General features: G+C 70.9%; 26 protein-coding genes. 4 read left to right on the forward strand and 22 right to left on the reverse strand.

Annotated elements, in window-relative coordinates:
• Complete coding sequence (locus ACTWPW_RS23625; RefSeq protein WP_443169926.1) at positions 1 to 2,184, forward strand: helicase-associated domain-containing protein; 2,184 nt, start codon at positions 1 to 3, stop codon at positions 2,182 to 2,184.
• A gap of 27 nt (positions 2,185 to 2,211) precedes the next feature.
• Here ACTWPW_RS23625 and ACTWPW_RS23630 read toward each other — a convergent pair whose 3' ends face one another.
• The 14 genes from ACTWPW_RS23630 to ACTWPW_RS23695 all read right to left on the reverse strand — a co-directional run bounded on the left by ACTWPW_RS23630 (position 2,212) and on the right by ACTWPW_RS23695 (position 11,922).
• Positions 2,212 to 2,571 (reverse strand): type II toxin-antitoxin system PemK/MazF family toxin, encoded by a 360-nt coding sequence (locus ACTWPW_RS23630; RefSeq protein WP_443169927.1) that lies wholly within the window; start codon positions 2,569 to 2,571, stop codon positions 2,212 to 2,214.
• Between the two features lie 15 nt (positions 2,572 to 2,586).
• Positions 2,587 to 3,231 (reverse strand): hypothetical protein, encoded by a 645-nt coding sequence (locus tag ACTWPW_RS23635; RefSeq protein ID WP_443169928.1) that lies wholly within the window; start codon positions 3,229 to 3,231, stop codon positions 2,587 to 2,589.
• Between the two features lie 145 nt (positions 3,232 to 3,376).
• On the reverse strand, positions 3,377 to 4,864 hold the full coding sequence (locus ACTWPW_RS23640) for a sodium/solute symporter (protein WP_375109575.1): 1,488 nt from the start codon (positions 4,862 to 4,864) through the stop codon (positions 3,377 to 3,379).
• Positions 4,861 to 5,319 carry a hypothetical protein gene (locus tag ACTWPW_RS23645; protein ID WP_375109574.1) on the reverse strand — a complete coding sequence of 153 codons (459 nt, stop codon included), beginning with the start codon at positions 5,317 to 5,319 and terminating at the stop codon, positions 4,861 to 4,863. The genes ACTWPW_RS23640 and ACTWPW_RS23645 overlap by 4 nt, the downstream gene beginning before the upstream one ends.
• A complete protein-coding gene (locus ACTWPW_RS23650) occupies positions 5,316 to 6,065 on the reverse strand; it encodes a LytR/AlgR family response regulator transcription factor (RefSeq protein WP_375109573.1) in 750 nt (249 codons plus the stop codon). The genes ACTWPW_RS23645 and ACTWPW_RS23650 overlap by 4 nt, the downstream gene beginning before the upstream one ends.
• Positions 6,066 to 6,098: 33 nt before the next feature.
• A complete protein-coding gene (locus ACTWPW_RS23655) occupies positions 6,099 to 7,280 on the reverse strand; it encodes a sensor histidine kinase (RefSeq protein ID WP_375109572.1) in 1,182 nt (393 codons plus the stop codon).
• 94 nt (positions 7,281 to 7,374) lie between these two features.
• On the reverse strand, positions 7,375 to 7,779 hold the full coding sequence (locus tag ACTWPW_RS23660; RefSeq protein ID WP_364117658.1) for an HIT family protein: 405 nt from the start codon (positions 7,777 to 7,779) through the stop codon (positions 7,375 to 7,377).
• Complete coding sequence (locus ACTWPW_RS23665; protein ID WP_443169929.1) at positions 7,769 to 8,488, reverse strand: DUF1838 family protein; 720 nt, start codon at positions 8,486 to 8,488, stop codon at positions 7,769 to 7,771. Before ACTWPW_RS23665 ends, ACTWPW_RS23660 begins: the two co-directional genes overlap by 11 nt.
• 10 nt (positions 8,489 to 8,498) lie before the next feature.
• On the reverse strand, positions 8,499 to 8,933 hold the full coding sequence (locus tag ACTWPW_RS23670) for a protease inhibitor I42 family protein (RefSeq protein WP_443169948.1): 435 nt from the start codon (positions 8,931 to 8,933) through the stop codon (positions 8,499 to 8,501).
• Positions 8,933 to 9,913: a YihY/virulence factor BrkB family protein gene (locus ACTWPW_RS23675; RefSeq protein ID WP_443169930.1), complete on the reverse strand. Its 981-nt coding sequence runs from the start codon at positions 9,911 to 9,913 to the stop codon at positions 8,933 to 8,935. The genes ACTWPW_RS23670 and ACTWPW_RS23675 overlap by 1 nt, the downstream gene beginning before the upstream one ends.
• Before the next feature lie 18 nt (positions 9,914 to 9,931).
• Positions 9,932 to 10,531 (reverse strand): DUF3618 domain-containing protein, encoded by a 600-nt coding sequence (locus ACTWPW_RS23680; RefSeq protein WP_364117651.1) that lies wholly within the window; start codon positions 10,529 to 10,531, stop codon positions 9,932 to 9,934.
• On the reverse strand, positions 10,528 to 10,908 hold the full coding sequence (locus ACTWPW_RS23685; RefSeq protein WP_375109568.1) for a phage holin family protein: 381 nt from the start codon (positions 10,906 to 10,908) through the stop codon (positions 10,528 to 10,530). The genes ACTWPW_RS23680 and ACTWPW_RS23685 overlap by 4 nt, the downstream gene beginning before the upstream one ends.
• A gap of 79 nt (positions 10,909 to 10,987) precedes the next feature.
• Positions 10,988 to 11,152, reverse strand: a complete 165-nt coding sequence (locus ACTWPW_RS23690; RefSeq protein WP_364117648.1) for a hypothetical protein — start codon at positions 11,150 to 11,152, stop codon at positions 10,988 to 10,990.
• Positions 11,153 to 11,175: 23 nt separating this feature from the next.
• Positions 11,176 to 11,922: a methyltransferase domain-containing protein gene (locus ACTWPW_RS23695; protein WP_443169931.1), complete on the reverse strand. Its 747-nt coding sequence runs from the start codon at positions 11,920 to 11,922 to the stop codon at positions 11,176 to 11,178.
• A gap of 73 nt (positions 11,923 to 11,995) precedes the next feature.
• On the opposite strand from ACTWPW_RS23695, the gene ACTWPW_RS23700 reads away from it, so the two are divergent.
• Together ACTWPW_RS23700 and ACTWPW_RS23705 are read left to right on the forward strand one after the other, a co-directional pair.
• Positions 11,996 to 14,965, forward strand: coding sequence for an SNF2-related protein (locus ACTWPW_RS23700; RefSeq protein ID WP_443169932.1), 2,970 nt, complete (start codon positions 11,996 to 11,998; stop codon positions 14,963 to 14,965).
• 2 nt (positions 14,966 to 14,967) lie between these two features.
• Positions 14,968 to 15,738: an SWIM zinc finger family protein gene (locus ACTWPW_RS23705; RefSeq protein WP_375109565.1), complete on the forward strand. Its 771-nt coding sequence runs from the start codon at positions 14,968 to 14,970 to the stop codon at positions 15,736 to 15,738.
• A gap of 121 nt (positions 15,739 to 15,859) precedes the next feature.
• Here the strand turns inward: ACTWPW_RS23705 and ACTWPW_RS23710 are convergent, their stop codons facing one another.
• The 8 genes from ACTWPW_RS23710 to ctaD form a co-directional block, all read right to left on the reverse strand.
• Positions 15,860 to 16,798: a diacylglycerol/lipid kinase family protein gene (locus tag ACTWPW_RS23710; RefSeq protein ID WP_364117640.1), complete on the reverse strand. Its 939-nt coding sequence runs from the start codon at positions 16,796 to 16,798 to the stop codon at positions 15,860 to 15,862.
• 47 nt (positions 16,799 to 16,845) lie between these two features.
• Positions 16,846 to 19,626, reverse strand: a complete 2,781-nt coding sequence (locus ACTWPW_RS23715) for an immune inhibitor A domain-containing protein (RefSeq protein WP_443169933.1) — start codon at positions 19,624 to 19,626, stop codon at positions 16,846 to 16,848.
• A gap of 86 nt (positions 19,627 to 19,712) precedes the next feature.
• Positions 19,713 to 20,054: a fumarate reductase subunit FrdD gene (gene frdD, locus ACTWPW_RS23720; protein ID WP_375109563.1), complete on the reverse strand. Its 342-nt coding sequence runs from the start codon at positions 20,052 to 20,054 to the stop codon at positions 19,713 to 19,715.
• A complete protein-coding gene (locus tag ACTWPW_RS23725; RefSeq protein ID WP_375109562.1) occupies positions 20,051 to 20,488 on the reverse strand; it encodes a hypothetical protein in 438 nt (145 codons plus the stop codon). Before ACTWPW_RS23725 ends, frdD begins: the two co-directional genes overlap by 4 nt.
• Positions 20,485 to 21,249 (reverse strand): succinate dehydrogenase iron-sulfur subunit, encoded by a 765-nt coding sequence (gene sdhB, locus ACTWPW_RS23730; protein WP_375109561.1) that lies wholly within the window; start codon positions 21,247 to 21,249, stop codon positions 20,485 to 20,487. The genes ACTWPW_RS23725 and sdhB overlap by 4 nt, the downstream gene beginning before the upstream one ends.
• A gap of 77 nt (positions 21,250 to 21,326) precedes the next feature.
• Positions 21,327 to 23,060: a fumarate reductase (quinol) flavoprotein subunit gene (frdA, locus tag ACTWPW_RS23735; RefSeq protein ID WP_375109560.1), complete on the reverse strand. Its 1,734-nt coding sequence runs from the start codon at positions 23,058 to 23,060 to the stop codon at positions 21,327 to 21,329.
• Positions 23,061 to 23,065: 5 nt separating this feature from the next.
• Positions 23,066 to 23,299, reverse strand: a complete 234-nt coding sequence (locus ACTWPW_RS23740) for a hypothetical protein (protein ID WP_364117628.1) — start codon at positions 23,297 to 23,299, stop codon at positions 23,066 to 23,068.
• A gap of 37 nt (positions 23,300 to 23,336) precedes the next feature.
• Entirely contained in the window at positions 23,337 to 25,040 is a 1,704-nt protein-coding gene (gene ctaD / locus ACTWPW_RS23745) for an aa3-type cytochrome oxidase subunit I (RefSeq protein ID WP_375109559.1), read from the reverse strand.
• Between the two features lie 202 nt (positions 25,041 to 25,242).
• Between ctaD and ACTWPW_RS23750 the strand changes: the two genes are divergently transcribed.
• Positions 25,243 to 26,454 carry an aminotransferase class I/II-fold pyridoxal phosphate-dependent enzyme gene (locus ACTWPW_RS23750; RefSeq protein WP_443169934.1) on the forward strand — a complete coding sequence of 404 codons (1,212 nt, stop codon included), beginning with the start codon at positions 25,243 to 25,245 and terminating at the stop codon, positions 26,452 to 26,454.
• Positions 26,455 to 26,477: the final 23 nt, after the last annotated feature.

Here is a 26,477-nt window from a genome sequence, read left to right on the forward strand (position 1 = left end):
GTGCCTCTTCCCGCCGCCGACCTCACCCATCTCCTTCGCAACAGGCCCGAGCTGGCCGGAGCGCCCTCACTCGACATGCTCGAACGCCTGCTGGCCCGTCCCGAGCTGGCGATCCCCGTCCTGCTCGACCTCGACTCCGACTGCCACACCGTCAGCCAGGCCATCCAGGCGGCCGGCGGCGAGGTCACCCGCGACGGGCTGGCCGGCATGGTGCGCGACCCCCGTGGCCGGCTCGGTGAGGTGCTGGACCTGCTGGCCGGGCACGGCCTGGTCGAGCTCGACGGCGCGACCGTGCGCTCCCGGCACCGCCCCGGCCTGTGGGCGCATCCGTTCGGGCTGGGCAGGCCGTTGCGGGCGTTCGAGAAGAAGGTCACCGCCGAGACGCTGAAGACGATGGTCAAGGCGTTCGGCGGGCAGCCCGCGGGCCGCAAGGCCGATCTGGTCACGCAGGCCGAGGAGCTGCTGCGGGACAGCGCCGCCGTGCGGGCCCGGGCGGCCCGGCTGCCGCGCCAGGCCGCCACGCTGCTGGAGTCCATGGCGTCCGGGGCGCCGGTGCTGGAGGCCGAGCAGATCTACTACGGCTCCATATCCCGCGCGCATCCCGTGCAACGCCTGGTCGACGCCGGGTTCGTGATCCGCGACGGCTGGCAGTACGAGCTGCCCAGCGAGATCGCGCTCGCCCTGCGCGGCGACGGCTGGAAGCCGGAGCTGACCGGGCAGCCCGACGTCCCGGGCGAGCGGCGCGCCGAGGCCGACGGCGTGAGCGCCGCGCTGGTCGCGGTGGACCGCGTCGAGGCCCTGGCGGAGCTGGCGGGGACGGAGCCGATCGCCGAGCTGAAGGCGGGCGGCGTGGGCGTCCGCGAGGTCAGACGGCTGGCCAAGGCGCTCGGCCTGCCGGAGCAGCAGGCCGTGCTGTTCCTGGACGTCGCCTTCGGCGCCGACCTGGTCGCCTCGGAGCTGGGCGAGCGGCTGGTCAGCACCACGCTCGTGGACGACTGGACGGCGCGCTCCACCGGTGACAGGTGGCGGGTGCTGGCGAGGGCCTGGCTGGAGCTGCCGCAGGCGGCCACGCACCGGGTCGTGGGGTGCTGCGAGGAGCATCTTGATCCGTTGCCGCCGCCGTACGAGTTCCAGTGCGAGGCGGGGCGGATCCGGCGGGCGGTCCTGGAGACGCTGCGCACCCTGCCCCCGGGCGCGGGCACGGACGCCGCCGGGCTGAAGGCGGCGGTGGCCTGGCGCACGCGGGCGGTCGCGGAGGCCGCCCGCGCGGCCGACGAGTTCGTCGCGGCAGCCCTGCGCGAGGGCGAGTGGCTCGGGATCCTCGCCGATGGGGCGCTCACGGCACTCGGCCGGGCCGTCCTTGACTCCGGCGACGTGACCGAGCGCTTCCCCGCGCCCGCCACGACCGTGACCCTCCAGAACGACCTGACCGCCATCGTGCCCGGCCTCCCGTCCCCCGACCTGGCGGCGTTCCTGAACTCCTGCGCCGACCTGGAGTCGCGCGACCGGGCGAGCGTGTGGCGCTTCTCCGAGCAGACCGTGCGCAGGGCGCTGGACGCGGGCACGAGCGCCGACACGCTGCTCGACGGCCTGACCCGCTTCTCCGCCAAGAAGCTCCCCCAGCCGCTGCGCTACCTCGTCACCGACACGGCCCGCAAGCACGGCGCCATCCAGGTCAGCTCCGCCCCCTCCGTCGTGATCGCCACGGACCCCGCGGTCATCACCGAGCTGTGCGGCGCGAAGGCGCTGCGCAAGGCGGGCTTACGCCAGATCGCGCCGACGGTCGCGCTCGGCACGCTGCCTCCCGACGAGACGCTGCGCCTGCTGCGCCAGGCGGGCCACGCCCCCGTCGGCCTGGCGGCGGACGGGACGATCAAGGCGGAACGCAAGCAGCGGCGGCGCCTGCCGGTGGAGGGCCACGACGATCCGGAGTTCGACGCCGAGGCCGCGGCCAGAGCGCTGCTCAGCGGCGCCGCGGCGGGCCGGCCCGCACCCGGCTCGGCCGAGGAGACCCTGCTGGAGGCCACCGTTACCGGCGAGCCGATCGTGGTGGTGTGGCAGCGGCGCGAGCACTACATGGACGGCCTGGAGATCGGCCCCGGCACGGTCACCGGCTACTGCCACGACTGCGACGACGTCCACACCCTGGAGCGGGCCAAGGTCAGAAAGGCCTATCTGCCCTAGGACGTTCCGGCCCCGCCGCCCTCCCCCTCAGCCCAGCAGGCCGAGGTATTGGGCGAGACGCCCCTGCACCTGGGTGAGGAGGTCCTCGTCGAGAGTGCCCGTCCGGTCCTCCAGCGCCGTCTTCAGGAGTGGTTGAACCGCAGGGACCCGGATCCAGCACTTCTTCACGACGCCACCTTGCCCTCTGGCCAAGTGAACGTCGAATCGGGTGCGTCGCGACGTGGACCCGGAGATCGGGCAGGCGAGGACGAAGGGCCAACTGGTATCGCTGTTGGTGCCCCCGCCCGTGACCACGACCACCGGACGGCGCTCGTCGTGGACCACGCGCTCTTCTTCCGGAATGAGGCGCCCTTCCTTGTCACCGACGAGATAGACGCCGCCGGACACATAAGGACCCGGCATCTATTCCCCCAATAGCTGCCGGGTCGCGTCGGCCCGGTGCTCGGCGAGTTGCCGGCTCTCCTCGACCAGATCATCGACTCCGCCGGGCTCGTCATCGGGCAAGGGATTGCGTGCGGCCCAGGCACGCAAGCGCGCCAGGCCGGAACCGAGATCGGGCAGCGGGGGCCCGCCGGCCAGATCGAGCCGTGCCTCATGCCGGTCCTGCTTCATCGCCTCTTGCATGGGAGGCGTCTGGTAGGTGAACTCGCGTAGCTGGCCCGCTGACCATCGGCCGTATTCGGCCAGAACGCCGTCGATGATCTCGGCGAACTCCGGGTCGATGACCACCTGCGGCGCGTCGATCAAGTGGACTGCGCATTCGCGATGTCCGGCGAAGGGATCGGCGCTCTCCTCGACCTGGACGACGCCGGCCTCCGACAGGTCCCTTTCGACCTCCGCCAGACGAAGACTGTGCGGGCCGTCGTGACGCCATCGCCATTCGACGCCGGAGCCGGGAGGAAGCCCGTTCGCAACGGCACCCAGATCGGCGAGATAGAGGAGGTTGGCAAGCTTGGTGCGGTTGATGCGCATGCCGCTGGCTCGAGCGGTCGCCAGCAGATAGGCGACGGCGGCCGCAGGGCCGCGAAGAGACGCAGAGACCGGCACGATGTCCAGTGTAGGGACCGCATGCGCCACGACCAGCACCTCCGTCGTTCGATTTATCGAATGCGCGTTCTATGATAACCCCACGGTTGCCATAACGGTACCCTCCGTGACGCTCGACGTCAGCGCGACCGCCGGATCTCCGGGGTCAGGACGAGCGGGGGCGCCAGTCGCCGCGGTCGAGGTCGAGGTCCTCCGGGGTGTGCAGCCGGACCATGGTCCTGGCCGTCCCCGGGGGCACCCGGTGCGGGGTCAGGAACGACACGGCCACCATCACCACGAACGCGATCGGCACCGTCCACGCCGCCGGCTGCGCGAGCAGGGCTCCGGTCAGGCCCGCCTGCGGGCCCCCGACGATCGTCGCCAGGACGGCGGCGCAGGCCAGGCCGCCCCCGACGAACAGCCCCGCCAGCGCCCCCGTCGTCGACAGGCGCCGCCACCAGATGCCCAGGACGAGCAGCGGGCAGAACGACGAGGCCGCCACCGCGAAGGCCAGCCCCACCACGTCCGCCACCGGCAGCGCCCGCGCCCACAGCGCCAGGGCCAGCGGCACCGCCACCGCCATCAGCGTGGCGATCCTGAACGAGCTCACCCCGCCCTTGAGCAGGTCCTGCGCGATCACCCCGGCCACGGACACGGTCAGCCCGGAGGAGGTGGACAGGAACGCCGCGAACGCGCCCGCGGTGACCAGCGCGGTCAGCACGTCGCCCAGCGTGCCGCCGATCATGCGGGAGGGCAGCGTCAGCACGACCGTGTCCGTGCGTACGAGGTCGAGGGCGTACATGCGGCCGAGCCAGCCGTACACGGCGGGCAGCAGGTAGAACGCCCCGAGCAGCGACAGCACCACCAGCGTCGTACGGCGCGCGGCCCGCCCGTCCGGGTTGGTGTAGAACCGCACCAGGACGTGCGGCAGCCCCATGGTGCCCAGGAACGTGGCCAGGATCAGCGAGTACGTCGAGTACAGCCCGTACTCCTTGGCCCCGGCCAGCGGCACCTGCCAGACGGCCGCGTCCGCCGCGCTCACGCCGGGCGCGCCGTCGGCCTTCCAGGCCATCAGCAGGAACACCAGCGGCACCGCCAGCGCGGTCAGCTTGAGCCAGTACTGGAACGCCTGCACGAACGTGATCGACCGCATGCCGCCCGACAGCACGTTCACCGCCACGACGACCGCGACCAGCAGCCCGCCCACCCACACGGGCGCGCCGGTGATCGTGCGCAGCACCAGCCCCGCGCTCTGGAACTGCGGCATGAGGTAGAGCCAGCCGATCAGCACGACGAGCACGCTCGCGGTGCGGCGCACGGTCATCGACTCGAGCCTGGCCTCGGCGAAGTCGGGCAGCGTGTACGCCCCCGACCGCCGCAGCGGCGCCGACACCAGCACGAGCAGCACCAGGTATCCCCCGGTCCAGCCGACCGGCAGCCAGAGCATGTCCACGCCGAAGGACAGGATGAGCCCGGCGATCCCGAGGAACGAGGCCGCCGACAGGTACTCGCCGCCGATCGCCGAGGCGTTCCACAGCGGGCTGACCGTGCGGGAGGCGACGTAGAAGTCGGAGGTGGTCCGCGAGACCCTGATCCCGAACGCCCCGATGAGCACGGCCGCCACCACGACGACCAGCACGGCGGCCAGGCTCATCGGCGCTCGACCAGCTCGGCGAAGTGGCGCTCGTTGCGCTCGGCCTGCCGGACGTAGAGCCAGGCGCCGATGACGAAGGCCGGGTAGATGAGCCCGGCCAGCACCGCCCACGGGAGCGGCACGCCCAGCAGGTGCACCTCGCGCAGCTCCGGGATGAGCAGGAACAGCAGCGGCAGCCCGCAGACCACGCAGGCCAGCACCGTGCAGACGAACAGTGCCAGCCGGAACTGGGTGCGCAGCAGCGAGTGCATGTAGACCTCGCCGAGCCGGGTCTGCTCGTCGATCTCGCGGGTGGCGGGGTAGCGGGGGCGCCGGGCGGCGGCCGTGCGCGGGCTGGTGACGGCGACGCGGCGGGGCCCGTCGGAGGACCGGCGGGCCGGGGGCGGCGGCGTCCGGCGGGGCGGATCGGTGCGCGGCGGGGGCGTCCGGCGCGGCGGGCGCGGCTCGGAGCTCATTCGGGCCTGCCCTTCCTGGCCCGCCGCACCAGCAGGTCGCGCAGCTCGCGGGTGTGCCGGCGGCTGACCGGGAGCTCGGTGGCGCCGACGCGTACGGTGCACTTGCCGGAGTCGATGTGCAGTTCCTCGATGTGCTTGACGGCCACCAGGTGGCTGCGGTGCACGCGGAGGAACCCGGCCGAGGCCCACCGCTCCTCCAGGGTGGCCAGCGGGATCCGGACGAGGTGGCTGCCCGCGGCCGTGTGCAGCCGCGCGTAGTCGCCGTGCGCCTCCACGTAGATGACGTCGGCGCTGGACACGAACCGGGTCACGCCGCCCAGCTCGACCGGGATCGTGTCGCTCTCCCCGCCCTCCACGGGCACGTCGGCCGAGACCGCCACCCGCCTGATCGCCTCCGCCAGCCGCTCGGGCCGGACGGGTTTGAGCAGGTAGTCCTCGGCCTTGATCTCGAACGCGTCCACCGCGTGCTCCTCGTACGCGGTCACGAACACCACCCTGGGCGGGTTCGCGAACTGCGACAGGAGGCGTCCGAGCACCACGCCGTCGAGCCCGCGCATCCTGATGTCCAGGAACACGGCGTCGATCGGCCGGCCGTCGGCGATGGCCCGGTCGAGCAGGCGCAGCGCCGCGGCGCCGTCCCTGGCGGTGGCCACCTCGCCGATGCGGGGGTCGGCGCGCAGCAGGTACGACAGGTCTTCGAGGGCGGGTAGCTCGTCGTCGACCGCGAGGACCCGGAGTTGTGCCATAGACAGTGATAAAACCGACAACAAAGATCGAGGTCAACGGGCGGAGACGCCTGGGTGATATTTCGGCAATCTGACGTTGACCTTGGTGCCCGCTCCGCTGGCCGTCTCGACCACGAGACCGTACTCGTCGCCGTACACCTGGCGCAGCCGCTCGTCCACGTTCGCCAGCCCGACGCCGCCCGCAGGAGTGATCTCACCTGCGAGGATGCGGCGCAGCCGGTCGGGGTCCATGCCGAGCCCGTCGTCCTCGACGCTGATGCGGCACTCGGCACCGGCGTCCTCGGCGATGATCGTGATGCGGCCGACGCCGTCCTTGCTCTCCAGGCCGTGGCGTACGGCGTTCTCGACCAGCGGCTGCAGGCACAGGAACGGCACGGCGACCGGCAGCACCTCCGGCGCGATGCGCAGCGTCACCTGCAACTGGTCGCCGAACCTGGCCCGCTCCAGGATCAGGTAGCGGTCGATCGAGCGCAGCTCCTCGGCCAGCGTGGTGAACTCGCCGTGCCTGCGGAAGGAGTAGCGGGTGAAGTCGGCGAACTCCAGCAGCAGCTCCCTGGCCCGCTCCGGGTCGGTGCGGACGAACGAGGCGATCGTGGTGAGCGAGTTGTAGATGAAGTGCGGGGAGATCTGCGCGCGCAGGGCGCGCACCTCGGCCTCCATGAGCAGCGTGCGCGAGCGGTCCAGCTCGGCCAGCTCCAGCTGCGAGTCCACCCACCCGGCCACCTCCTGCGCGGCCCTGACCAGGCCGGCGGAGGCGTTCTGCCCGTAGGCGGCCAGCGTCCCGACCACGCGGTCGTCGGTGGTCAGCGGCACGACCACGGCGTGCCTGATCGGGCACTCCAGCAGGTCGCACGCGATGGTCAGGACCTGCGTGCGGCCGTCCTTCAGGGTGGCCGCCGCGTGCTCGAACGCCTGGTCGGCGTGGTGGTCGTCGCCGTCGCCGTCGTAGACCAGCAGCCGCTCCCCGTCGGTGATGGCCAGGGCGTCGGAGTTGAGCAGGGCGCGCAGGTGCCGCGAGGCACGCTCGGCGCCGTCGGCCGTCAGCCCGGCCCGCAGCGGCGGCCCGGCCAGGGAGGCGGTGTGCAGGGTCTCGAACGTGGCCCGCTCGGCCGGGCTCGTGCCCAGCTCCCGCCGGCCCCGCATGACCCGCCACAGCACGATCGAGGGCACGCCGACGAGCACCGCGACGACGGCGACGCCGACCAGGTATTCCACGCGGCCAGAGCCTAGCCGCTCCCACGCCCCGCCACGCCACCCCTCTCCCGCCGCACTCCGGTGCCGTCCTTCGGGGAGGGAGGCCGGGGGTGGGTCAGAGGGCCTTGGCGATGAGGCCGGCGTACGACTCGGCCTCCTCGGCGGAGTCGTACGTGGTGCGCGGCCAGAAGAAGCCGCGCAGCCCGTCCTTCTTGTTGCGCGGCACCACGTGCACGTGCAGGTGGGCCACGCTCTGACTGACGCGGTTGTTCATGGCCACGAACGTGCCGCCGGCCTCGAGCCCCGCCTCCACCGCGCGCGCCATGGCCTGCACGCGCTCGAAGAACGGCCCGACGTCGCCGAGGTCGGAGAGCGTCTCGACGTGGGCGCGCGGCACCACCAGCACGTGGCCCTTGAAGACCGGCCGGGTGTCGAGGAAGGAGACCGCCACCTCGTCGGAGCTCACCACGTGGGCGGGCCGCTCACCGGCGATGATCTCGCAGAACAGGTCAGTGCTCACCGCCCGACCCTACCTGCCCCGCGAACGCCGTCCAGCTGGTCATGTTGGGCGCCGACCACTCGGCGGGCGCGTGCAGGAAGTGCTCGCCCACCCGCTCCCGCAACCGCTCGGGCACCTCGGCCACCTTGGCGCCCCGGCAGTGGTAGACCAGCCCGCCCCCGCGCTGCGCCATCGCCATCCACGGCAGCCACGGCGAGACCCGGCACCAGGAGAACGCGCACGGCACGTCGGGCACGCCCGACTCCAGGTCGCGCGCCGAGACGAAGAACTGGAACAGCTCCAGCGCCCGGTAGGTGTCGCTCGCCGAGTTGTCGGGATAGTCGGCGACCTTGAGCGGCGACGGGTAGGCCAGCCGGACGTCCACGTTGTAGACGACCTGGTCGCCGAGCCGCGTCTCCGGCACCGGGTAGGCCCCCAGCCGCTGGTTGACCGGATCGTTGAAGACGTGGCGGACCTCGACCGTGCGCCCGGTGAACGGGTTGTCCCAGGAGTCGAGCACCTGCCTGCCGCGGGGGTCGAGGTAGAGGGCGGCCTCGCGGGTCAGCAGCTGCCAGCCGCCGTCGCTCTCGACCGCCCTGGCCACGTTGAGCCCCTCGAACCCGAACAGGTGGTGCGGCCCGTCGTCGTCCTGCCAGCCGTAGACGTCGCCGGTCCAGTAGGAGATCGTCTCCGCGCCGTCGGCCGCGGCGCGCACCCGGATGAAGTCCATGATCTGCACCCTAACGGGCCGGCCCGGCGACGGTGACGGTGAAGATCGCTTCGCCGGACTGCTGCCTGCTCTCCTCGGTGGACGGCGTCTTGTCCTGGCCGCAGCGCCAGCAGTTGCGCAGCCTGATCTCGGTCGTGCCCGGCCGCTTGCCGTTGAAGACGAAGTAGGAGGTGCCGCCGGACCCGGGGGCGTCGCCGTCGCGCTCGCTCTCCTCGCTGATGAACGAGGCCACCTTCGCGTCCGGCACCTCCACCAGGTCCCAGTTGTCGCCCACCGACGGGTTGTCGGGGACGGCCAGCGAGAACCGCTGCCCCGGGCGCACCTCCACCGGCACGGTCGCGCCCTTGGCGCCCTTGACCACCTTGCCGTAGTCGCTCACCGCCGACCCACCGCCGCACCCGGCCACCAGCAGGGCGAGCAGGGCCGCGGCGGCCGTTCGACGCATCACTCCGGCAGGTTATCGGCCTTCGGCGGGTCCCGTGGCACCGCGTACGGCTCCCGCCCGGCCGGCTGCCCCGCGGCCGCGATCCTGCGCTCCCTGATCAGCTCGGCGTCCAGTTCGGCGCCGAACAGCAGCGCCATGTTCGACAGCCACAACCAGATCAGGAACACCACGACGGCCGCCAGCGTGCCGTAGGTCTTGTCGTAGGAGGCGAAGCGGGAGGCGTACAGGGCGAAACCGCCGGAGACGATCACCCAGAGCGCCACCGCGAGCAGGCTCCCGGGGGTGATCCAGCGCATGCCGGGCTGGCGTACGTTGGGCGCCGCCCAGTACAGGACCATGATCAGTCCGGCGGCGACGAGGGCGAGGGCCGGCCACTTGAGCACGTTCCAGGCCGTCACCGCCGTGTCGGTCATGCCCAGCGCGCCGCCCACGGCACCGGCCAGATCGCCGGTCAGCGTCACGGCGATCGCGCCGGCCGCGAGGAGCACGGTGGTCAGCAGCGTCAGGCCGATCCTGAGCGGAGTCACCTTCCAGAACGGGCGGCCCTCCTTGATGTCGTAGATCGCGTTGCCGGCCCTGATGAAGGCGGCGATGTAGCCGGAGGCCGACCACAGGGCGACCAGCAGCCCGGCCGCCGCCACGAGACCCGCCGTGGCGTCGCTGCCCTCGACCGCCCGCACGCCCTGCGTGATGACGGTGCGCACGTCGGCGGGCGCCACCTCCATGAGCTCGCCGACCACCGCGGCCGCGTCGTTCCTGCCCAGCAGGCGGAACAGCGACACCAGCACGATCAGCGCCGGGAAGACGGACAGCACGGCGTAGTAGGTCAGCGCCGCGGCCAGGTCCTGCACGCGGTCGTCGCGGAACTCGGCGACCGTCCGCCGCACCACCCGCCACCACGCCCGCCGCGGCAACTCCCCTGGCCCCTCAGGCACGTCACGGTCGGGCACGTCACGGTCGGGGACGTCTCGGGGGGACACGTCCTGTCGCGTTCGTGCCTACTTGTGGGTGCGCCGGCGCCGCAGGACGCGGCGCACCACGAAGGCCGTCACCGCGCCGACGACCGCGATCAGCAGGACGGGACGCTTCCTAGCCTCCGCCGCCGCGTCCTTGACCTGGTCGGGTGTGCCCTCGCGGACCTTGCTCGCCACCTCCGAGGCCTTGTCCCGCACGGCCTCCGCCGCGTCGGCGGCCCGGTCCTTGGCGACCTCCGCCGCGTGCTCGGCCCTGCCCTTCACGTCGGCCTTCTCGGCCAGCGCGCTGACGGTCTCGCCCATCTCTCTTCGGGTCTCCTGGATATCTTTGCGCACGTCGTCCTCTTCCTCCTCGTCGTCCGCCCCGCGCGCCCCTCTCAGTGATTCCTCTTCGGTCCGCAGATTCTCGGCCGCCTCGGACCGTTCATCCGGAATGGGGGTCTCGGGGATGAACGTCTCGTGTTCCTGCCGGGCCGCTTCGGCCCGGCGCGCGTTCTCTGCCGCGCCTGGTCTGGTCGGGGGGACGTTGATGGACTCGCGCTCCGTCGGGGTGCCCACGGTCGCTCTGCGGGCGCCGACGTCACCGGCGTGCTGCTCGCTGTGTCCGGGGTCCGTCTCGCTCATCGCCGTGCCCTCTCCCTGACCATGTCGATATCGGCCTTGACGCTCGCGATGGCCTCCGATGGGACCATCGGCGCCGCTCGTTTCACCTCGTTCTTTCCGATGAGGCCGAGGAGCGCGGCAGCGATGAACAGCACGCCCGCGACGATCGCGGCGGCCGCCCATCCGGGCAGGACCAGAGCAAGGAGCATGATGACGGCGGCCACGAGGGCCGCACCGCCGAAGAACGCGGCCGTTCCCGCCGCGCCGAACAGGCCCGCGCCGAGTCCCGCGCGCTTGCCCTTCTCCGCGAGCTCCATCCTGGCCAGGCGGAACTCGTCCTTGACGAGCCTGGAGACCTGCTCGGAGAGATCGTTGACCAGCTTGTGGGTGTCGTTCACAACGTTCGCCTCCTCCGCTGAGGAAGGCGACTACCCAAACAAATGGCCTTCTACCACCAAGTAATGGGGCGTAGCGGACCTAACGCTTGGCGGCCTTGAACAGGAATCCCAGGACGGACAGCACGGGATCCTTCTGGACCTCGCACCAGTTGTCGGGCTTCTTCGGCTTGCTCCACGGGGACGGGAGCTCGCACGAGGGAGCCTGCGGCTTGGGCCGCTCACACCACGATCCGGGAGGATTCATACTTTTATTCTACTCCGTTGCCTTCAAGACGCCGAGCAGATGAGGTGAATCAGGGCGGAGACCCCGCGGTAGGGATCGGTCCGGCCGGCCCGCTCCTCGGCCGCCAGCAGGTCGTCGAGGTTCTCCGGGATGGGCGCGTCGTCGGGGAAGGTGTCGCTGAACACGCGCACGCCGTACCACTGACGCACCTCCAGCCCGTGTACGGCCAGCCGCCCCGCCAGCTCGCCGAGCCGGTCGGCCCGGGCCGGCACGCCGAGCCGGTTGACGTAACCCGTCCCGCCGAACGCCCGCAGCGCCCCCTCCCAGTCGCCCAGCAGCCCCGGCCGCATGGCCAGCGCGTCGCCGTTGCGCACGAGCAGCGACAGCAGGCCGCCGGGGGCGAGCATCCGGGCCAGGTCGGCGAGGAACGGATCGGGGTCGTCGAAGTACATCAGCACGCCGTGGCACAGCACCGCGTCGAACCCGCCCGGCTCGAAGAGCTCCCCCAGCCGCTCGGCCTCGGCCCGGACGGTCCTGATCCGCATGCCCGGCTGGATCCCGGTCTCCAGGAGGCCGAGCAGGTCGCCGGAGGCGTCGAGCGCGGTGACGTGATGACCCCTGGCGGCCATCCTGAGCGCCTGCGTGCCCTGGCCGGAGCCCACGTCGAGGATGCGGCAGGGAGTGGCGGGGAGGTGCTCGGCGAGCTGCCGGGTGACGAGCGTCTGGCGTACGACGTCCCGCAACGTGCCCAGCCCCTGCCGCCACCTGTCCTCGGCCCCCGAAAACCTCATGCCAAGATCCTAATCCGGCCCCGCCGGATCCGGCCCGGACCCGATCTTCCGCTGGTGGAGGTAGCCTGCCGGGGTGCTGGTACACGGGGTTTGGGCGGCGGACGGGCTCGCCTTCTGGGCGGAGGGCACCGACCCCGTTCCGGACCTCGGCGGGCGCCCGCGCCAAAGCGCCGCCGCGCCGCGCCCCCATCCCTTCGCCGTCCCCGCGCCCGCCCTGGCCACCGCGCTCGACCTCGACCCCTCGTCGGGCACCTCGCTCGAGCTGCTGCTGCCCGGCTCGGCGAAGGAGCCGCTGCCGTCGCCGGAGACCGGCCGGCTGGCGGAGGTGGCCCGCCCGCGGCTGCGCCCGTGGCAGGTGCCCGCCGTCGTCCCGCGCGCCGCGCAGGCGCTCCGGGTGCTGGACGAGCACGCCACCACCACTACCACCGCCACCGTGCGCCACTGGGCCGCCGTCGCCGCCTTCGCCCACGATCTCGTACGCCGCGGCCGCGTCCTCCCGCAACTGATCGCCACCGATCCCCTGGACGTCCCCGCCGACTCCATGGCGATGTGGGCGGTCCCCCAGGACGACGCCCGCGCCCTGTGGCGGCCGGTCCTCACCGGGGCCGACGCGGCGTACTTCCGCGAGCTGGCCCTGGCCATGCCGCCCGCCTGCCGCACCTCCCGCACCGAGCGCCCGTCCGCCGAGGTCCTGCGCGCGGCGCTGGAGGCGTTCGCCGACGCCCTCGTCCGCCGGACGCTCACCGAGCCGCTGATCGCCCGGCCGCCCCGGACCCTCCAGGAGCGCTGGCTGGCCGCGCTCACCGGACCCGCCCCGGCCTGCCCCGACGTGCCCGAGCTGCGCAAGGAGCTGGAGAAGTGGCACGACGCGGTGGCGGCGTCCGAGGGCGCGACGCGCGTGTGCTTCCGCCTGCTGGAGCCCGCCGACACCGACGACTGGCGGGTCGAGCTGGCGCTGCAGGCCGCCGACGACCCCAGCCTCTACGTGCCGGCGGAGGCGATCTGGCGCGGCGGGCAGGTGACGGGGCTGCCGGGCCGGCCGGAGCGGGAGCTGCTGGCGGGGCTCGGGCGCGCGGTCAGGCTGTATCCCGAGCTGGACCACGCCCTGCGCGTCCCCGAGCCGAGGGAGCTGGCGCTGGACACGGCGGGCGCGTTCGGGTTCCTGCGGCAGGCCGCGCCGCTGCTGCAGGCGGCCGGGTTCGGGGTGCAGCTGCCGCGCTGGGCGGGCCGCACCCGGCTGGGGCTGAAGCTGACCACCAGGACCAAGGCGCAGACGGCGGCCGCGAGCCAGGGCTTCGGGATGCGGGAGCTGGTCGACTTCCGGGTGGACCTGGCGGTGGGCGAGGAGACGATCAGCGAGGCGGAGCTGGCCGAGCTGGCCCGGCTCAAGGTGCCGCTGGTCAGGGTGCGCGGCCAGTGGGTGGAGCTGGACGACCGGCAGCTCAAGGCCGCGCTGAGGGCCGTGGAGGGCGGCCGTACGGGCGAGGCGAGCGCCGCCGACATCCTGCGCCAGGTCGTGCGGAGCGACGACGACGAGCTGCCGCTGCTGGAGATCGACGCCGACGGCGTGCTCGGCGACCTGCTGTCCGGGCAGGCCGAGCGGCGGCTTGCCCCGCTGGCCACGCCGCCGGGCCTGGACGCCACGCTCAGGCCGTACCAGGAGCGCGGCCTGGCGTGGCTGAGCTTCCTGTCGGAGCTGGGCCTGGGCGGGGTGCTCGCCGACGACATGGGGCTGGGCAAGACGATCACCACGCTGGCGCTGCTCGTCCACGAGCGGGCCGGCGCCCCGACGCTGCTGGTGTGCCCGATGTCGCTGGTCGGCAACTGGCAGCGGGAGGCGGCCAGGTTCGCGCCGGGGCTGCGGGTGTACGTGCACCACGGCGCCGGCCGCGACCCCGCGGAGATCGAGCGCGCCGACCTGGTGATCACCACGTACGGCACCGCCCAGCGCGACCTGGAGACGCTCAAGGGCTTCGAGTGGCGCAGGGTCGTGTGCGACGAGGCCCAGTCGATCAAGAACAGCGGCACGTTGCAGGCCCAGGCCGTCCGGTCGATCCCCACGGGCACCAGGCTCGCGCTGACGGGCACCCCGGTGGAGAACCACCTGGCCGAGCTCTGGTCGATCATGGAGTTCGCCAACCCGGGGCTGCTGGGGCCGCGTTCGCGGTTCAGGACCCGCTTCCAGGAGCCGATCGAGGCCCGCCAGGACGAGCAGGCGGCCCAGGCGCTCAGGCGGGCGACGGGCCCGTTCATCCTGCGCCGCCTCAAGACCGACAAGTCGATCATCTCGGACCTGCCGGAGAAGCTGGAGGTCAAGGAGTGGTGCCCGCTCACGACCGAGCAGGCCACGCTCTACCAGGCCGTCGTGGACGACATGCTGGCCAAGATCGACAGCAGTGAGGGCATCGAGCGGCGCGGCCTGGTGCTGTCGGCCATGGCCCGGCTCAAGCAGGTCTGCAACCACCCCGCCCACCTGCTCAAGGACGGCTCCCGCCTGGCGGGCAGGTCCGGCAAGCTCGCCCGGCTGGAGCAGCTGTCCGAAGAGATCCTGGCGGAGGGCGAGAAGGCACTGCTCTTCACGCAATATGCCGAGTTCGGGACGATGCTCCAGCCGTACCTCGCCCAGCGCCTCGACCGCCCGGTCCTCTGGCTGCACGGCGGGCTGCCGAAGAAGACCCGCGACCGCCTGGTCGACCGGTTCCAGAACGATCCCGAGCCGACGCTGTTCGTGCTCTCGCTCAAGGCCGCCGGCGTCGGGCTCAACCTGACGGCCGCCAACCACGTCATCCACGTGGACCGCTGGTGGAACCCGGCCGTCGAGGACCAGGCCACCGACCGCGCGTTCCGGATCGGCCAGCGCAAGAACGTGCAGGTGCGCAAGCTCATCTGCGCCGGCACCCTCGAAGAGCGCGTGGACCAGATGATCGAGCGCAAGAAGGCGCTGGCCGAGCGGGTCGTGGGCACGGGCGAGGACTGGCTGACCGACCTGTCCACCGAGGAGCTGCGCGAGGTGTTCAGACTGACGGCCGAGGGGGTGGGCTGAGCATGCCCGGCTGGTACGACGGCGGCAGGCCGATCAAGGTCGAGGGCGGCCTCAAGGCCCGCACGCGGCGCGGCAGCATCGGCTCCACCTGGTGGTCACGCCGCTTCATCGACATCCTGGAGCGCGTCTGCGACAAGGGCCGCCTCGCGCGCGGCCGGGCCTACGCCCGCCAGGGCCAGGTCCTGTCCATCGACCTGTCCGCCGGCGAGGTCAGGGCCGCCGTCCAGGGCTCGCGGCCGCGGCCGTACACGATCGCGGTCCGGATCGAGGCGTACGACGAGGCCCGCTGGACCGCCATCGAGGAGTCGATCGCGGCGCAGGCGGTCTACCGGGCCAAGCTCCTGGCGGGCGAGATGCCGCCGGAGATCGAGGAGCTGTTCGCCGCGATGGGCATCGACCTGTTCCCGCGCGACCTGGACATGGACTGCTCGTGCCCCGACTGGGGGTTCCCCTGCAAGCACCTGTCGGCCGTGCTCTACCTGCTGGCCGAGTCGTTCGACGACGACCCGTTCCTGGTGCTGGCCTGGCGCGGGCGCACCCGGGAGCAGCTGCTCGGCTCGCTCGCCGACGAACCGGCCGCCGATCCGCTGGCGGTGGCGGACGTGCCGTTCGCGGACCGCCTGGCCGACTTCTACGCCCCCGGCGCCACGGCGCACCGCCCCGAACGCCGGCCCTCGGCCGTCGCGCCCGACCTGCTCCTGCGGGTCTTCCCGCCGCCCGGCGACCTGGCACACCCGCTCACCCCGGCGTACCGGGGGCTGGCGGACGCCTGACGCACGCCCCCGCCGCACTTTCCCTGCCCCTGAACACCTCGCGACGGAGTGACTACTGTACGTGTTCAAGCGAGAGAAGGGGCAGGAGCAATGGGATTCTCCTGGGCGTGAGGGGGCCGGCTCAGCGGTCCTCGAAGGCGGCGGGCACCATGACGCGCACCCCGTTCGGGACCACGCGGAGCCTGATCGGGGTGCGTAGCCGCACCTCGCCGTCCACGTCGGCGGCCATCGGCGGGTCGGTCTCCAGCAGCATCTCCCGGCCCACCACGAACGGCCCGCCGGCCATGCTGCGCCAGCGGCCGGTCGTCGCCCTGATCAGGGTCTCCCCGAGCAGGCGCAGCTTCTTGCCCGAGCCGAGCTGGTAGGCCACCAGCATGCCGTTGTCGATGCTGATGTCCCTGGCCACCTGCCAGCCGCCGTGGAAGCGGCCGTTGGCGATGTTGAGCTGGTGGGTGAGCAGCTCGTGACGCTGCCCCTCCACCGTGATGTACGCACGGAACGGCCGGTGGTTGGGCAGGATCGTCAGCGCCGTCAGCGGGTAGGCGGGGCGCCCCACGACCCGCTTGAGCCAGGGCTTGACCTTGCCCGCCACCTCGACGGAGACGCCGAAGCTGGCCAGGTTGGCGAACGGCCGGTCGTCGGCCATGCCGAGGTCGATGTCGGCCACCTTGCCCGTGGCGAACACCCTGATCGCGCCCGCCAGGTCGAGCGGGAGGCCCAGGCTTCGGGCGAAGTTGTTGGTGGTGCCGAGCGGCAGCACGCCGAGCGCCACGTCGCGGTGGGCGACGTGGCGTACGGCCGAGGAGAGCGTGCCGTCGCCACCGCCGACGATGAGCAGGTCGGGATCGGTGGCCAGGGCTGTGTCGAGCAGTTCGCGCAGCCTCTTGGGGTTGTAGACCGACAGCTCGGCCAGCGGCTCGAACCCGAGGTTGTGGATCTGCTCGATCACCTCGAAATAGTGGCGGCGACCGCGGCGCGAGCGAGTGTTCACCACCACCGCCACCCGGCGATCCCTCCGGATCGCCTCGGTGTGCTCGTCTTTGGTGCGCAATTCGCTCATGGTCACCAATCGTAGAGCCGCCGGGGGGTGCCCCGGCGGCCCTTGATTCACTTCTTCGGCGGAACCACCTGGACGATGGCGCCCAGGTTGCCCGGCAGCGGGCTCACCAGCTTGAACTGCACGCCCAGCGCCTTGCCCTCGTCATCGGGGTTGCCGGTGCCGAGCACCGAGCCGGCGGCCACCTGGCCGTACAGCTCCGTGGCCGGGGTGCCGTCCTGGTGCACCACGCGGGTCGAGTAGGTCTGGTCGCCCTTGGACGGCACGACCACCGAGGCGTCGCCGTCCCGGAAGTAGAGGCCGCCGTCGATCTGCTCGATGCCCGGGTACCAGGTCTTCGCGTCCGTGAAGGTGGACACGCCCTTCTGCGCGGGGAAGTCCGTGCAGTACTCGCTGTACGGCTCGTCCGCCGCCTCCAGGCACTCCTTGAACGGGTACGTCTTGCCGAACCCGAACGCGGCGTTGGAGGTCTGCGCGCGCCCCGGCAGGTTCTTCTGCAGCGTCGTGTCCTTCTCGGCCGCGGTGCCGGTCCGGCGCAGCGGCTCGAAGTGGGAGTCCACGACCAGCAGGCTGCCCTTGGGGCCGAGGCTCGGCGCCTGCCTGAGGGTGTCGGCGACGTTGTTGTTGATGTACGTCGAGTCGCGGTACCACACCAGCAGGCCCGGCGCGTTGTACTTCATCTTCTGCACCTTCCACGCTCCCTCACGGAGGTAGTCGGTGTCATAGGTGTACTGCAGGCCCTTGTCGAAGCCGTCGAAGTTCCGCCACTCGGCCAGGTAGAAGCGGGAGATCTCGCGCTCGCCGTTGTTGCGGGTCCAGCCCTGGCCGCTGGTGTTGGTGAACGTGCCGCCGACGGGCTTCCACCCGGTGTCGCTCTCGACGTCGTCGCTCCACACGGCGGCGCCGCCGTTGGTGAGCTCGAAGTCGTCCACGTGCCAGCCACGCATCTGGTAGGCCGCGTCGGTGTTGTAGGCCAGGCGCAGCTTGATCGTCTGCCCGGCGAACGGCGTCAGGTTCACGTAGTCGTGCCGCCAGGCGCCGCCGGTGTCACCGGTGAGGCCGTACTTCTTGTTGCCGAAGGTCTTGAGGTTCTTGTACGGGTCCGGGTAGTCGTCAGGCGTGCTGACCTCGTTGCCGGCCTCGTCGTAGACCTTCTGCTGGGCCCACGTCTCGCCGCCGTCGGTCGAGACCTCGACGAAGCCGAAGTCCCAGTCCTGCTCGATCTCGTAGTTGTTCCACATCCACAGCTTGAGATCGGTCCCGGCGGGAACGGGCAGGTCGCGGGTCAGCGTGAGGTTGGCCCAGTCCTGGTCGAGACCGCTCCACCAGGCGTTGGCGCCGCTGTGCACGTCGATCATCCGGACCGGCGAGGAGGCCAGGTTCACCCGGATGCCGTCCTGGGTGAGCTTGGGCGTGCGCGAGGACTGGCCGACCGTGACGAGCCTGGAGGCGTCGCCGGGGTTGAACGTCTTCGGGTTCGCCCAGCCGAGCACCCACTTGTCCCACAGGCCCATGTGGCTCGGCATCGACTGGAAGATCGGGCCCGAGTGCGAGCCGCTGGACATCAGGTCCCAGAAGTCGACGGCGGAGCTGGCCGCGCCGGAGGTGTCGTACAGGTCGGGCAGGCCGAGGTCGTGGCCGTACTCGTGGGCGAAGACGCCGACGCCGGAGTCCTCGGGCTGCACGATGTAGTTGGAGATCTTCTTGTCGGTGCCGGGGACCTTGTAGCCGCCGGCGACCGCGCTGGAGTGCGCCCAGATGGCGTAGGTGCCCTCGGCGCCGCCGTCGGAGGACTTGTCCTTGCCGGCGTGCACGAGCACGAGGTGGTCGATCACACCGTCGGGCTCGGCGTGGTTGCCGTCACCGTCGGCGTCGGAGGTGTCCTCGACGTCGTAGTCGGCCCACGGGAAGTCCGGCTGGGCCTGGGCCAGGGCGTTGACCGTGTCGATGGGCAGCTGCTGGGCGCCGAGCGGGTTGTCCGGGTGGCCGGACATGTCCTGGGGCGCGCCGCCACAGGCCGCCGCGCCGTACCAGGCCTCGGAGTGCGGGACCTTGATCCAGCCGACCGCCGAGCCGGTGACCGAGTAGGCGCCCTTCGACATCTCCTCGTACATCTTCTTCATCGTGAAGCCGGAGATGTCGATGCCGGGCTTGCCGTCGCGCGGGTCCTTCAGGTCCGGGCGCACGCGCTCGGTGATGCCCTTGTCGGTGTAGAGCATCTTGTTGAAGTGCTCGGTGCTGAAGTCCTTGACCCAGAAGGAGTTGTTGTCCTTGTGCGGCAGCGTGGCCGGGTCGGGGATGTTGTTGTGCAGCGGGCCGTTCTTGAGCGTGCCCGGGGGCTCGACCGCGCAGTCGTTGGACGCGCTGTTGACCGTGCGCAGCCGGTTGAAGCCGGAGAAGTCGTCGTTGGCCTGCTCGTTGAACTCGACGAGGACCGTCAGGAGCTTGGCCGTGCGGGTCTGCTCGGAGTTCTTGAAGATCCATTCAGCGGGGTTGCGGCCGGTCCTGATGGCCTGGTCCTCGCGGGCGGCGAGAATGCGGCCGGCCGCCGGGTTGCCACTGCTGAACTTCCGGTCGTACTTCTGCGCGGGGGTGAGCGAGCGCGACTTCTGGTCGGCGAGCGTGGGCTCCTTCGTGTCCTTCTCGACCGCCGGAGGAGCGTAGTTGATGTAGAAGTCCGAGGCCGCGGGCTCGTAGTTCGCGACGGAGGTCGCCTGAGCCGGGGGCACGGACAGGGCAGCGCCAAGGAGGGCGACCGCCGGGAACGTTGCTAACAGGCGCTTTCTGCTGGGCACCAGGAACCCTCTCTGCCCGGGATCGCCGGGCTGCATGGCCATAGGGTGTGCAATGCCGGACGCTAGAGGGTGGGTCAACCCATCGTAAAGTACGTTGTTGAAATGTGATCAAACTACGACAATCAGAACATCAAACTCACAGCGAAGACTCCGCCCGCGATGGCTCCCCCGTAACAGAGCAGCGCTATGAGCAGGTCGAATCTGCCGATGCCGAGCAGCTCCTCGCTGGTGAAGCGGATCCGGTGCGCGGCGTGGAAGAGGCACAGCACGACGACCACGACCAGGGCCAGGCGTACGAGCAGGTTGTCCAGCAGCCCGCTCAGGTGCTCGGCCGTGGGCCAGTCCAGGATCCCGAGCGGCATCAGCACCCCGAACAGCAGCACGAGCACCGGCAGCACGAGCGCCGCCACCACTCCCCCGCCGCTGAACAGCAGCCACAGGTACGGCTCCGGCGTGCGCCTCATCGGAACCCCCGCAGGACGAAGAAGGCGATGATCGCGGAGATCATCAGCCACAACGAGTGATTGCCGCCCTGGATCATCCACGCGGGCAGCCGGTAGCCGTCCAGGCGCACCACGGTGGCCTTGGGGGCGAGGTTCAGGAACGTGAGCGCGTGGAAGGCCGTCGCGGCCAGCGCCACCACGTTGATCGCGATCATCCAGGGCCGGCCCGCCAGCGCCGCGAACTCCGGCAGGCTCCCGCCGAGCACCGCGTCGACGAGCAACAGCAGGAAGACGATCGACCAGGCCACGAAGACGCTGGTCAGCTCGCGCAGCACGAAGACGGTGTAGTTGCGCGACCGGGCGAACCACAGGTTGTCGCGCCGCGGCCGGTAGGCGGCCGAGGTCGTGCGCACGGCGGCGCTCGGGGTGACCTCCTCCCTGCGCCGCGCCTTCATCGCCTGCTCCAGGGCAGCACCGAGCGCAGGGCGGCGCTCAGCTTGTAACGCTGGATGGCCTCGGCCGGATCCACGTGCTTGGGACACACCCTCGTGCACTCCCCGACGAACGTGCACCCCCACACGGAGTCCTCCAGGTTGAGCACGTCGAAGCGGTCGCCCATGTCCCGCGAGTCGAGGTTGTAGCGCTGGGCGAGCGCGATGGCGGCCGGGCCGAGGAAGTCGGGGTCGAGCACGTACACCGGGCAGGCCGAGTAGCACAGCAGGCAGTTGATGCACATGCTGTACTGCTTGTACGCCTCCAGCTGCTCGGGCGTCTGGGCGTACTCGGTGGTCAGCGGCGGCTCCTCGCCCTCCCTGATCAGCCAGGGCCGCACGGATGACAGCTTGGCCAGGAAGTCGTCGATGTCCACGACCAGGTCCCTGATGACCGGGAACCCCTTCAGCGGCTCGATCCTGACCGGGCCGTCGCCGTACTCGGTGAGGAAGGTGCCGCAGGTCAGCCGGGGCTCGCCGTTGACCGTCATGCCGCACGAGCCGCACACGCCCATCCGGCACGACCAGCGGTAGGACAGGCTGCCGTCGAGCTGGTCCTTGATGTAGTTGAGCCCGTCGAGCACCGCCCAGTCGGCCATGAGCGGCACGTCGTAACCCTGGACGACGGGCTCGGCGTCCTCTCCCGGCCGGAAGCGGGAGACCTCCATCCGGATGGTGCGCGTGCCCGCCCCCTGCCGTGCCGCCTCGGTGTCAGCCGTGTCCATCGGTTGCCTCACCCTCCTCATTCGCTCCGCGGGTGGCCCGCCTCGCGGCGCCCCCCACTCCGCTCACCGCGTCGGGCTCAGTCACGGCCGTAGACCCTTTCTCCCGGAGGCCAGCGGGTGATCGTCACGGGCAGCAGCCCGACGGACGGGGTGCCGTCGGGCGCGCGGTGCACCAGCGAGTGCGCCAGGTACGTGCCGTCGTCCCTGGCGGAGAAGTCGGTGCGCTGGTGCGCGCCACGCGACTCCTGCCTGTTCAGCGCGCAGGCCACGATCGTCTGCGCGATCTCCAGCATGGCGTGCAGCTCCTGGAGGTTGATCAGTTCGGTGTTGAAGGTGGTGCTGGTGTCCTCGACGCGGGCCTCCGCGGCGCGCTCGCGCAGCTCCGCGAGCGTGTCGACGGCCTTGGTCAGCACGTCCCCCGTGCGGTAGATGCCGGCCGCCCCTTCGAGCGTGTGCTGCATCTCCTCGCGCAGGTCGGCGATCCGCTCACCGTTCCTGCTGCCCTCGCGCGCGCCCTCCAACCGCCGCCGCTCGTCCTCCCCCTGGCTGCGTACGGCCGCCGCCTCCGCCTGCCGGTGCGACCGGGCGAACTCCGCGGCCGCGATCCCGGCCCGGCGCCCGAACACCAGGATCTCGGGCAGCGAGTTGGAGCCGAGCCGGTTGGCCCCGTTGATGCTCACGCAGGCCGTCTCCCCGGCCGCGAACAGCCCGGCGATCGGGGTGGCGCCGTCGATGTCGGTGTGGACGCCGCCCATCATGTAGTGCACGACCGGGCGTACCGGGATGAGGTCGGTGGCCGGGTCGAGGTTCTGGTAGCTGCGGCACAGCTCGCGCACGAACGGGATGCGGGTGTCGATCTTGCCCTCGCCGAGGTGGCGCAGGTCCAGGTAGACGACCGGGCCGTACGGGGTGTCCACGGTGCGGCCCTTGTGCTGCTCGTGCACGAACGCCTGGGAGAGCCGGTCGCGCGGCCCCAGCTCCATGCTGCGCAGCTTCGGGGTCGGCGTGGGGGTGCCGAGGTCGTAGTCCTGGAGGTAGCGGTAGCCGTCCTTGTTGATCAGCCAGCCGCCCTCCGCCCTGGCCGCCTCGGTGATGAGGATGCCGGTGAACGGCAGGCCGGTGGGGTGGTACTGGACGAACTCCATGTCCTTCAGCGGCGCCCCCTCGCGGTAGGCCAGCGCCATGCCGTCGCCGGTCTTGATGGCGGCGTTCGTGGTGAAGGGGAAGACCTTGCCGCAGCCGCCGGTGGCCAGGATGACGGTCCTGGCCGGGATGGTCTCGACCCGGCCGGTCCTGATCTCGACGGCCACGACGCCGTGGACGCGGCCGTCGTCGACGACGAGCTTGGTGACGAACCACTCGTCGTACCTGATGATGTCCTGATATTTCAGGGTGGTCTGGAAGAGCGTGTGCAGGAGGTGGAAGCCGGTCTTGTCGGCGGCGTACCAGGTGCGCATCTTCTTCATGCCGCCGAACGGGCGGACCGCCACCCGGCCGTCGCTCTCGCGGCTCCAGGGGCAGCCCCAGTGCTCCAGCTGGATCAGCTCCCTGGGCGCCTCGTCCACGAACGCCTCGACCGCGTCCTGGTCGCAGAGCCAGTCACCGCCGGAGATCGTGTCGTAGCAGTGCTCGTCGAGCGTGTCGCCGATGCCGATCACGGCGGCGGCGCCGCCCTCGGCGGAGACGGTGTGGCTGCGCATCGGATAGACCTTCGACACCACGGCCACCTTGAGCGCCGGGTCCGTCTCGGCGACCGCGATGGCCGCCCGCAGTCCCGCCCCGCCGCCCCCGACGATGAGCACATCGATCATTTACGTCACTTCCCATGGTCCGGCTCTATCGGGTCCTTCACCCGCTTGCCGTCGTGGCGGACGGCGGACAGGTGGATGCTTCCGTCGTGGTACTCGTGGCGGATCCGGCGGCAGCCGCACGCGAAGAACTGGTCGCGGATCACCAGCCCATAGCCGTCATCGTCGACGAGGCGTTCACCGCCGGACCTCTTCCCGCAGGGGGCCGTCTCGGGGTCGAAGGGGATCTTCGTGCCTGTCATCGCCGATCTCCTTAGATGGGCGAAACATCATGGGGGGTCAGCCGGGTGCGTCGTGGCGCGGCGGCACCTCGGGGGTCTCGCCCTCCTCCACCTCGGGAGACTTGTCCGTCTCCTCCCGGGGGTAGTGCAGGTCGAAGGCGGGGCGCTCGGAGCGGATGGGGGGCATGCTGGTGAAGTTGTGGCGCGGCGGCGGGCAGCTCGTGGCCCACTCCAGGGAGTTGCCGTAGCCCCACGGGTCGTCGAGCGTGACCTTGGGCGCGCGCCTGGCCGTCTTCCAGACGTTGTAGAGGAAGGGCAGCGTCGAGGCGCCCAGTAGGAACGCGCCGACGGAGGAGACCTGGTTGAGCGTGGTGAAGCCGTCGGCCACGCCGTAGTCGGCGTAGCGCCTCGGCATGCCCAACTGCCCGAGCACGTGCTGGATGAGGAAGGTGGTGTGGAAGCCGATGAACAGCGTCCAGAAGTGCACCTTGCCCAGCCGGTCGTCGAGCATCCGGCCGGTCATCTTCGGCCACCAGAAGTAGAACCCGGCGAACATGGCGAACACGACGGTGCCGAAGACCACGTAGTGGAAGTGGGCCACGACGAAGTAGGTGTCGCTGATGTGGAAGTCGAGCGGCGGCGAGGCCAGGATGACCCCCGTCAGACCGCCCAGCAGGAACGTCACCAGGAAACCCACCGAGAACAACATCGGCGACTCGAAGCTCAGATGGCCCCGCCACATCGTGCCGATCCAGTTGAAGAACTTCACCCCGGTCGGGACGGCGATGAGGAACGTCATGAACGAGAAGAACGGCAGCAGCACCTGGCCGGTGGGGAACATGTGGTGCGCCCAGACGGTCATCGACAGGCCGGCGATCGCGATCGTGGCGCCGACCAGCCCCATGTAGCCGAAGATCGGCTTACGGCTGAAGACCGGGATCACCTCGGTGATGATCCCGAAGAACGGCAGCGCGATGATGTAGACCTCGGGATGACCGAAGAACCAGAACAGGTGCTGCCAGAGCAGCGGCCCGCCGTTGTCGCTGAGGAAGACCTGCGTGCCCAGCTTGCGGTCCGACTCCAGCACCAGCAGCGCCGCGGCCAGCACGGGGAAGGCCATCAGCACGAGCATGCTGGTCAGCAGCACGTTCCAGGTGAACAGCGGCATCCGGAACATGGTCATGCCCGGCGCCCGCATGCCGATGATCGTGGTGATGAAGTTGACGGCGCCGAGGATCGTACCGAGGCCGGACAGCGCCAGGCCCATGATCCACAGGTCCGCGCCGACCTGCGGCGAGTACACCGCCGACGACAGCGGCGTGTACGCGAACCAGCCGAAGTCTGCCGCGCCCCCCGGCGTGAAGAAGCCGGCCACCACCATGAGCCCGCCGAACAGGAACAGCCAGTACGCCACCGCGTTCAGCCGCGGGAACGCCACGTCGGGCGCGCCGATCTGGAGCGGCATGACCACGTTCGCGAACCCGGCGAACAGCGGAGTGGCGAACAGCAGCAGCATCACCGTGCCGTGGATGGTGAAGAGCTGGTTGTACTGCTGCTGGGTGACGAGCTGCATGCCCGGGGAGACGAGCTCAGCCCTGATGACCATGGCCATGATGCCCGCGGCCAGGAAGAACCCGAACGAGGTGATCAGGTAGAGGTACCCGATGACCTTGTGATCGGTCGTCGACATCCAGGAGGCGATGACGGTCCCGGTGCGACGGCGCCTGACCTGATCGATCGAGGTCTCTCGAACGGTCGTCACGGCTGCTCCCTCCAGAGCGGAGTTTTGCCTGCCCCGATCTACCCATTCCACGCCAACGATCGCCGCTCGGGAAGTCGTTCTTTGTTATTCGCCGCCGAAAGCTTTGGCGACTGATCGTTCCGGCGGCCGTCCATATTGCGGATACTTACCGGCCCACCTGGCGACATCTTCTATCCTTCGTTACCGGACCGACTCGGAGGAGATGATCGTGACCGCACAGAGTGACTACGCCGACCTCGTCCAGCGAGGGCTCTCGCTCGACCTGACCAGGGGCAAGCCGTCACCGCGCCAGCTCGATCTCTCCGACGACCTGCTCAGGCTGCCCGCGTCGTACAAGGCGGCCGACGGCACCGACGGGCGCAACTACGGAAATCTGCAGGGCCTGCCCGAGCTGCGCGAGTTGTTCGCGCCGCTGCTTCAGGTCCCGGCGGGGCAGCTCGTCGTCGGGGGCAACGCCAGCCTGGCCCTCATGCACGACACCGTGGTGCACGCGCTGCTCACCCCGGTGCCGGGCGCCGCGCGCCGGTGGATCGAGGAGCCGGAGATCACGTTCCTGTGCCCGGTCCCCGGCTATGACCGGCATTTCACCATCTGCGAGCGGTTCGGGATCAAGATGGTCCCCGTCCCGATGAACGCCGGCGGCCCCGACATGGACGTCGTCGAGCGCCTGGTCGCCGCCGACGCGAGCGTCAAGGGCATGTGGTGCGTGCCGAAGTACAGCAACCCGTCCGGCGTCACCTACAGCGACGAGACCGTCCGCAGGCTCGCCGCCATGACGACGGCCGCGCCGGACTTCCGGATCTTCTGGGACAACGCGTACGCGGTGCACCACCTCACCGACACCCCCGACGAGCTGGCCGACCTGCTGGCGCTCAGCGCCGAGCAGGGCAACGCCGACCGCGTGTTCGTCTACGCCTCCACCTCCAAGGTGACGCTGGCCGGCTCCGGCGTGTCGTTCTTCGGCGGCTCGCCCGCCAACGTCGAGTGGTTCCTGCACAACACCTCGAAGCAGTCCATCGGCCCCGACAAGATCAACCAGCTGCGCCATGTGGAGTTCCTGCGCGACGCCGACGGCGTGGCCGCGCACATGCGGCGGCACGCCGAGCTGATCGGCCCGAAGTTCGAGCTGGTGGACAAGGTGCTGACCGAGCGGCTCGGCGACCTGGCCACCTGGACCAGCCCCAAGGGCGGCTACTTCATCAGCCTGGAGGTGCCGCACGCCGCCGAGGTGGTGGCCCGGGCCAAGGCGGCCGGCATCGCGCTGACGCCGGCCGGCGCCACGCACCCGTACGGGCAGGACCCCGACGACCGCACGATCAGGATCGCGCCCACCTTCCCCGAACTGGACGAGCTGGAGCAGGCCATCAACGGCCTGGCCGTCTGCGTCCGGCTGGTGGCGGAGGAGCGGGGCTGACCCCTGAGGTGAGCCGGCCCCCG

The organism is Nonomuraea sp. KM90 (genome assembly GCF_052246675.1).
Lineage (GTDB): Bacteria > Actinomycetota > Actinomycetes > Streptosporangiales > Streptosporangiaceae > Nonomuraea.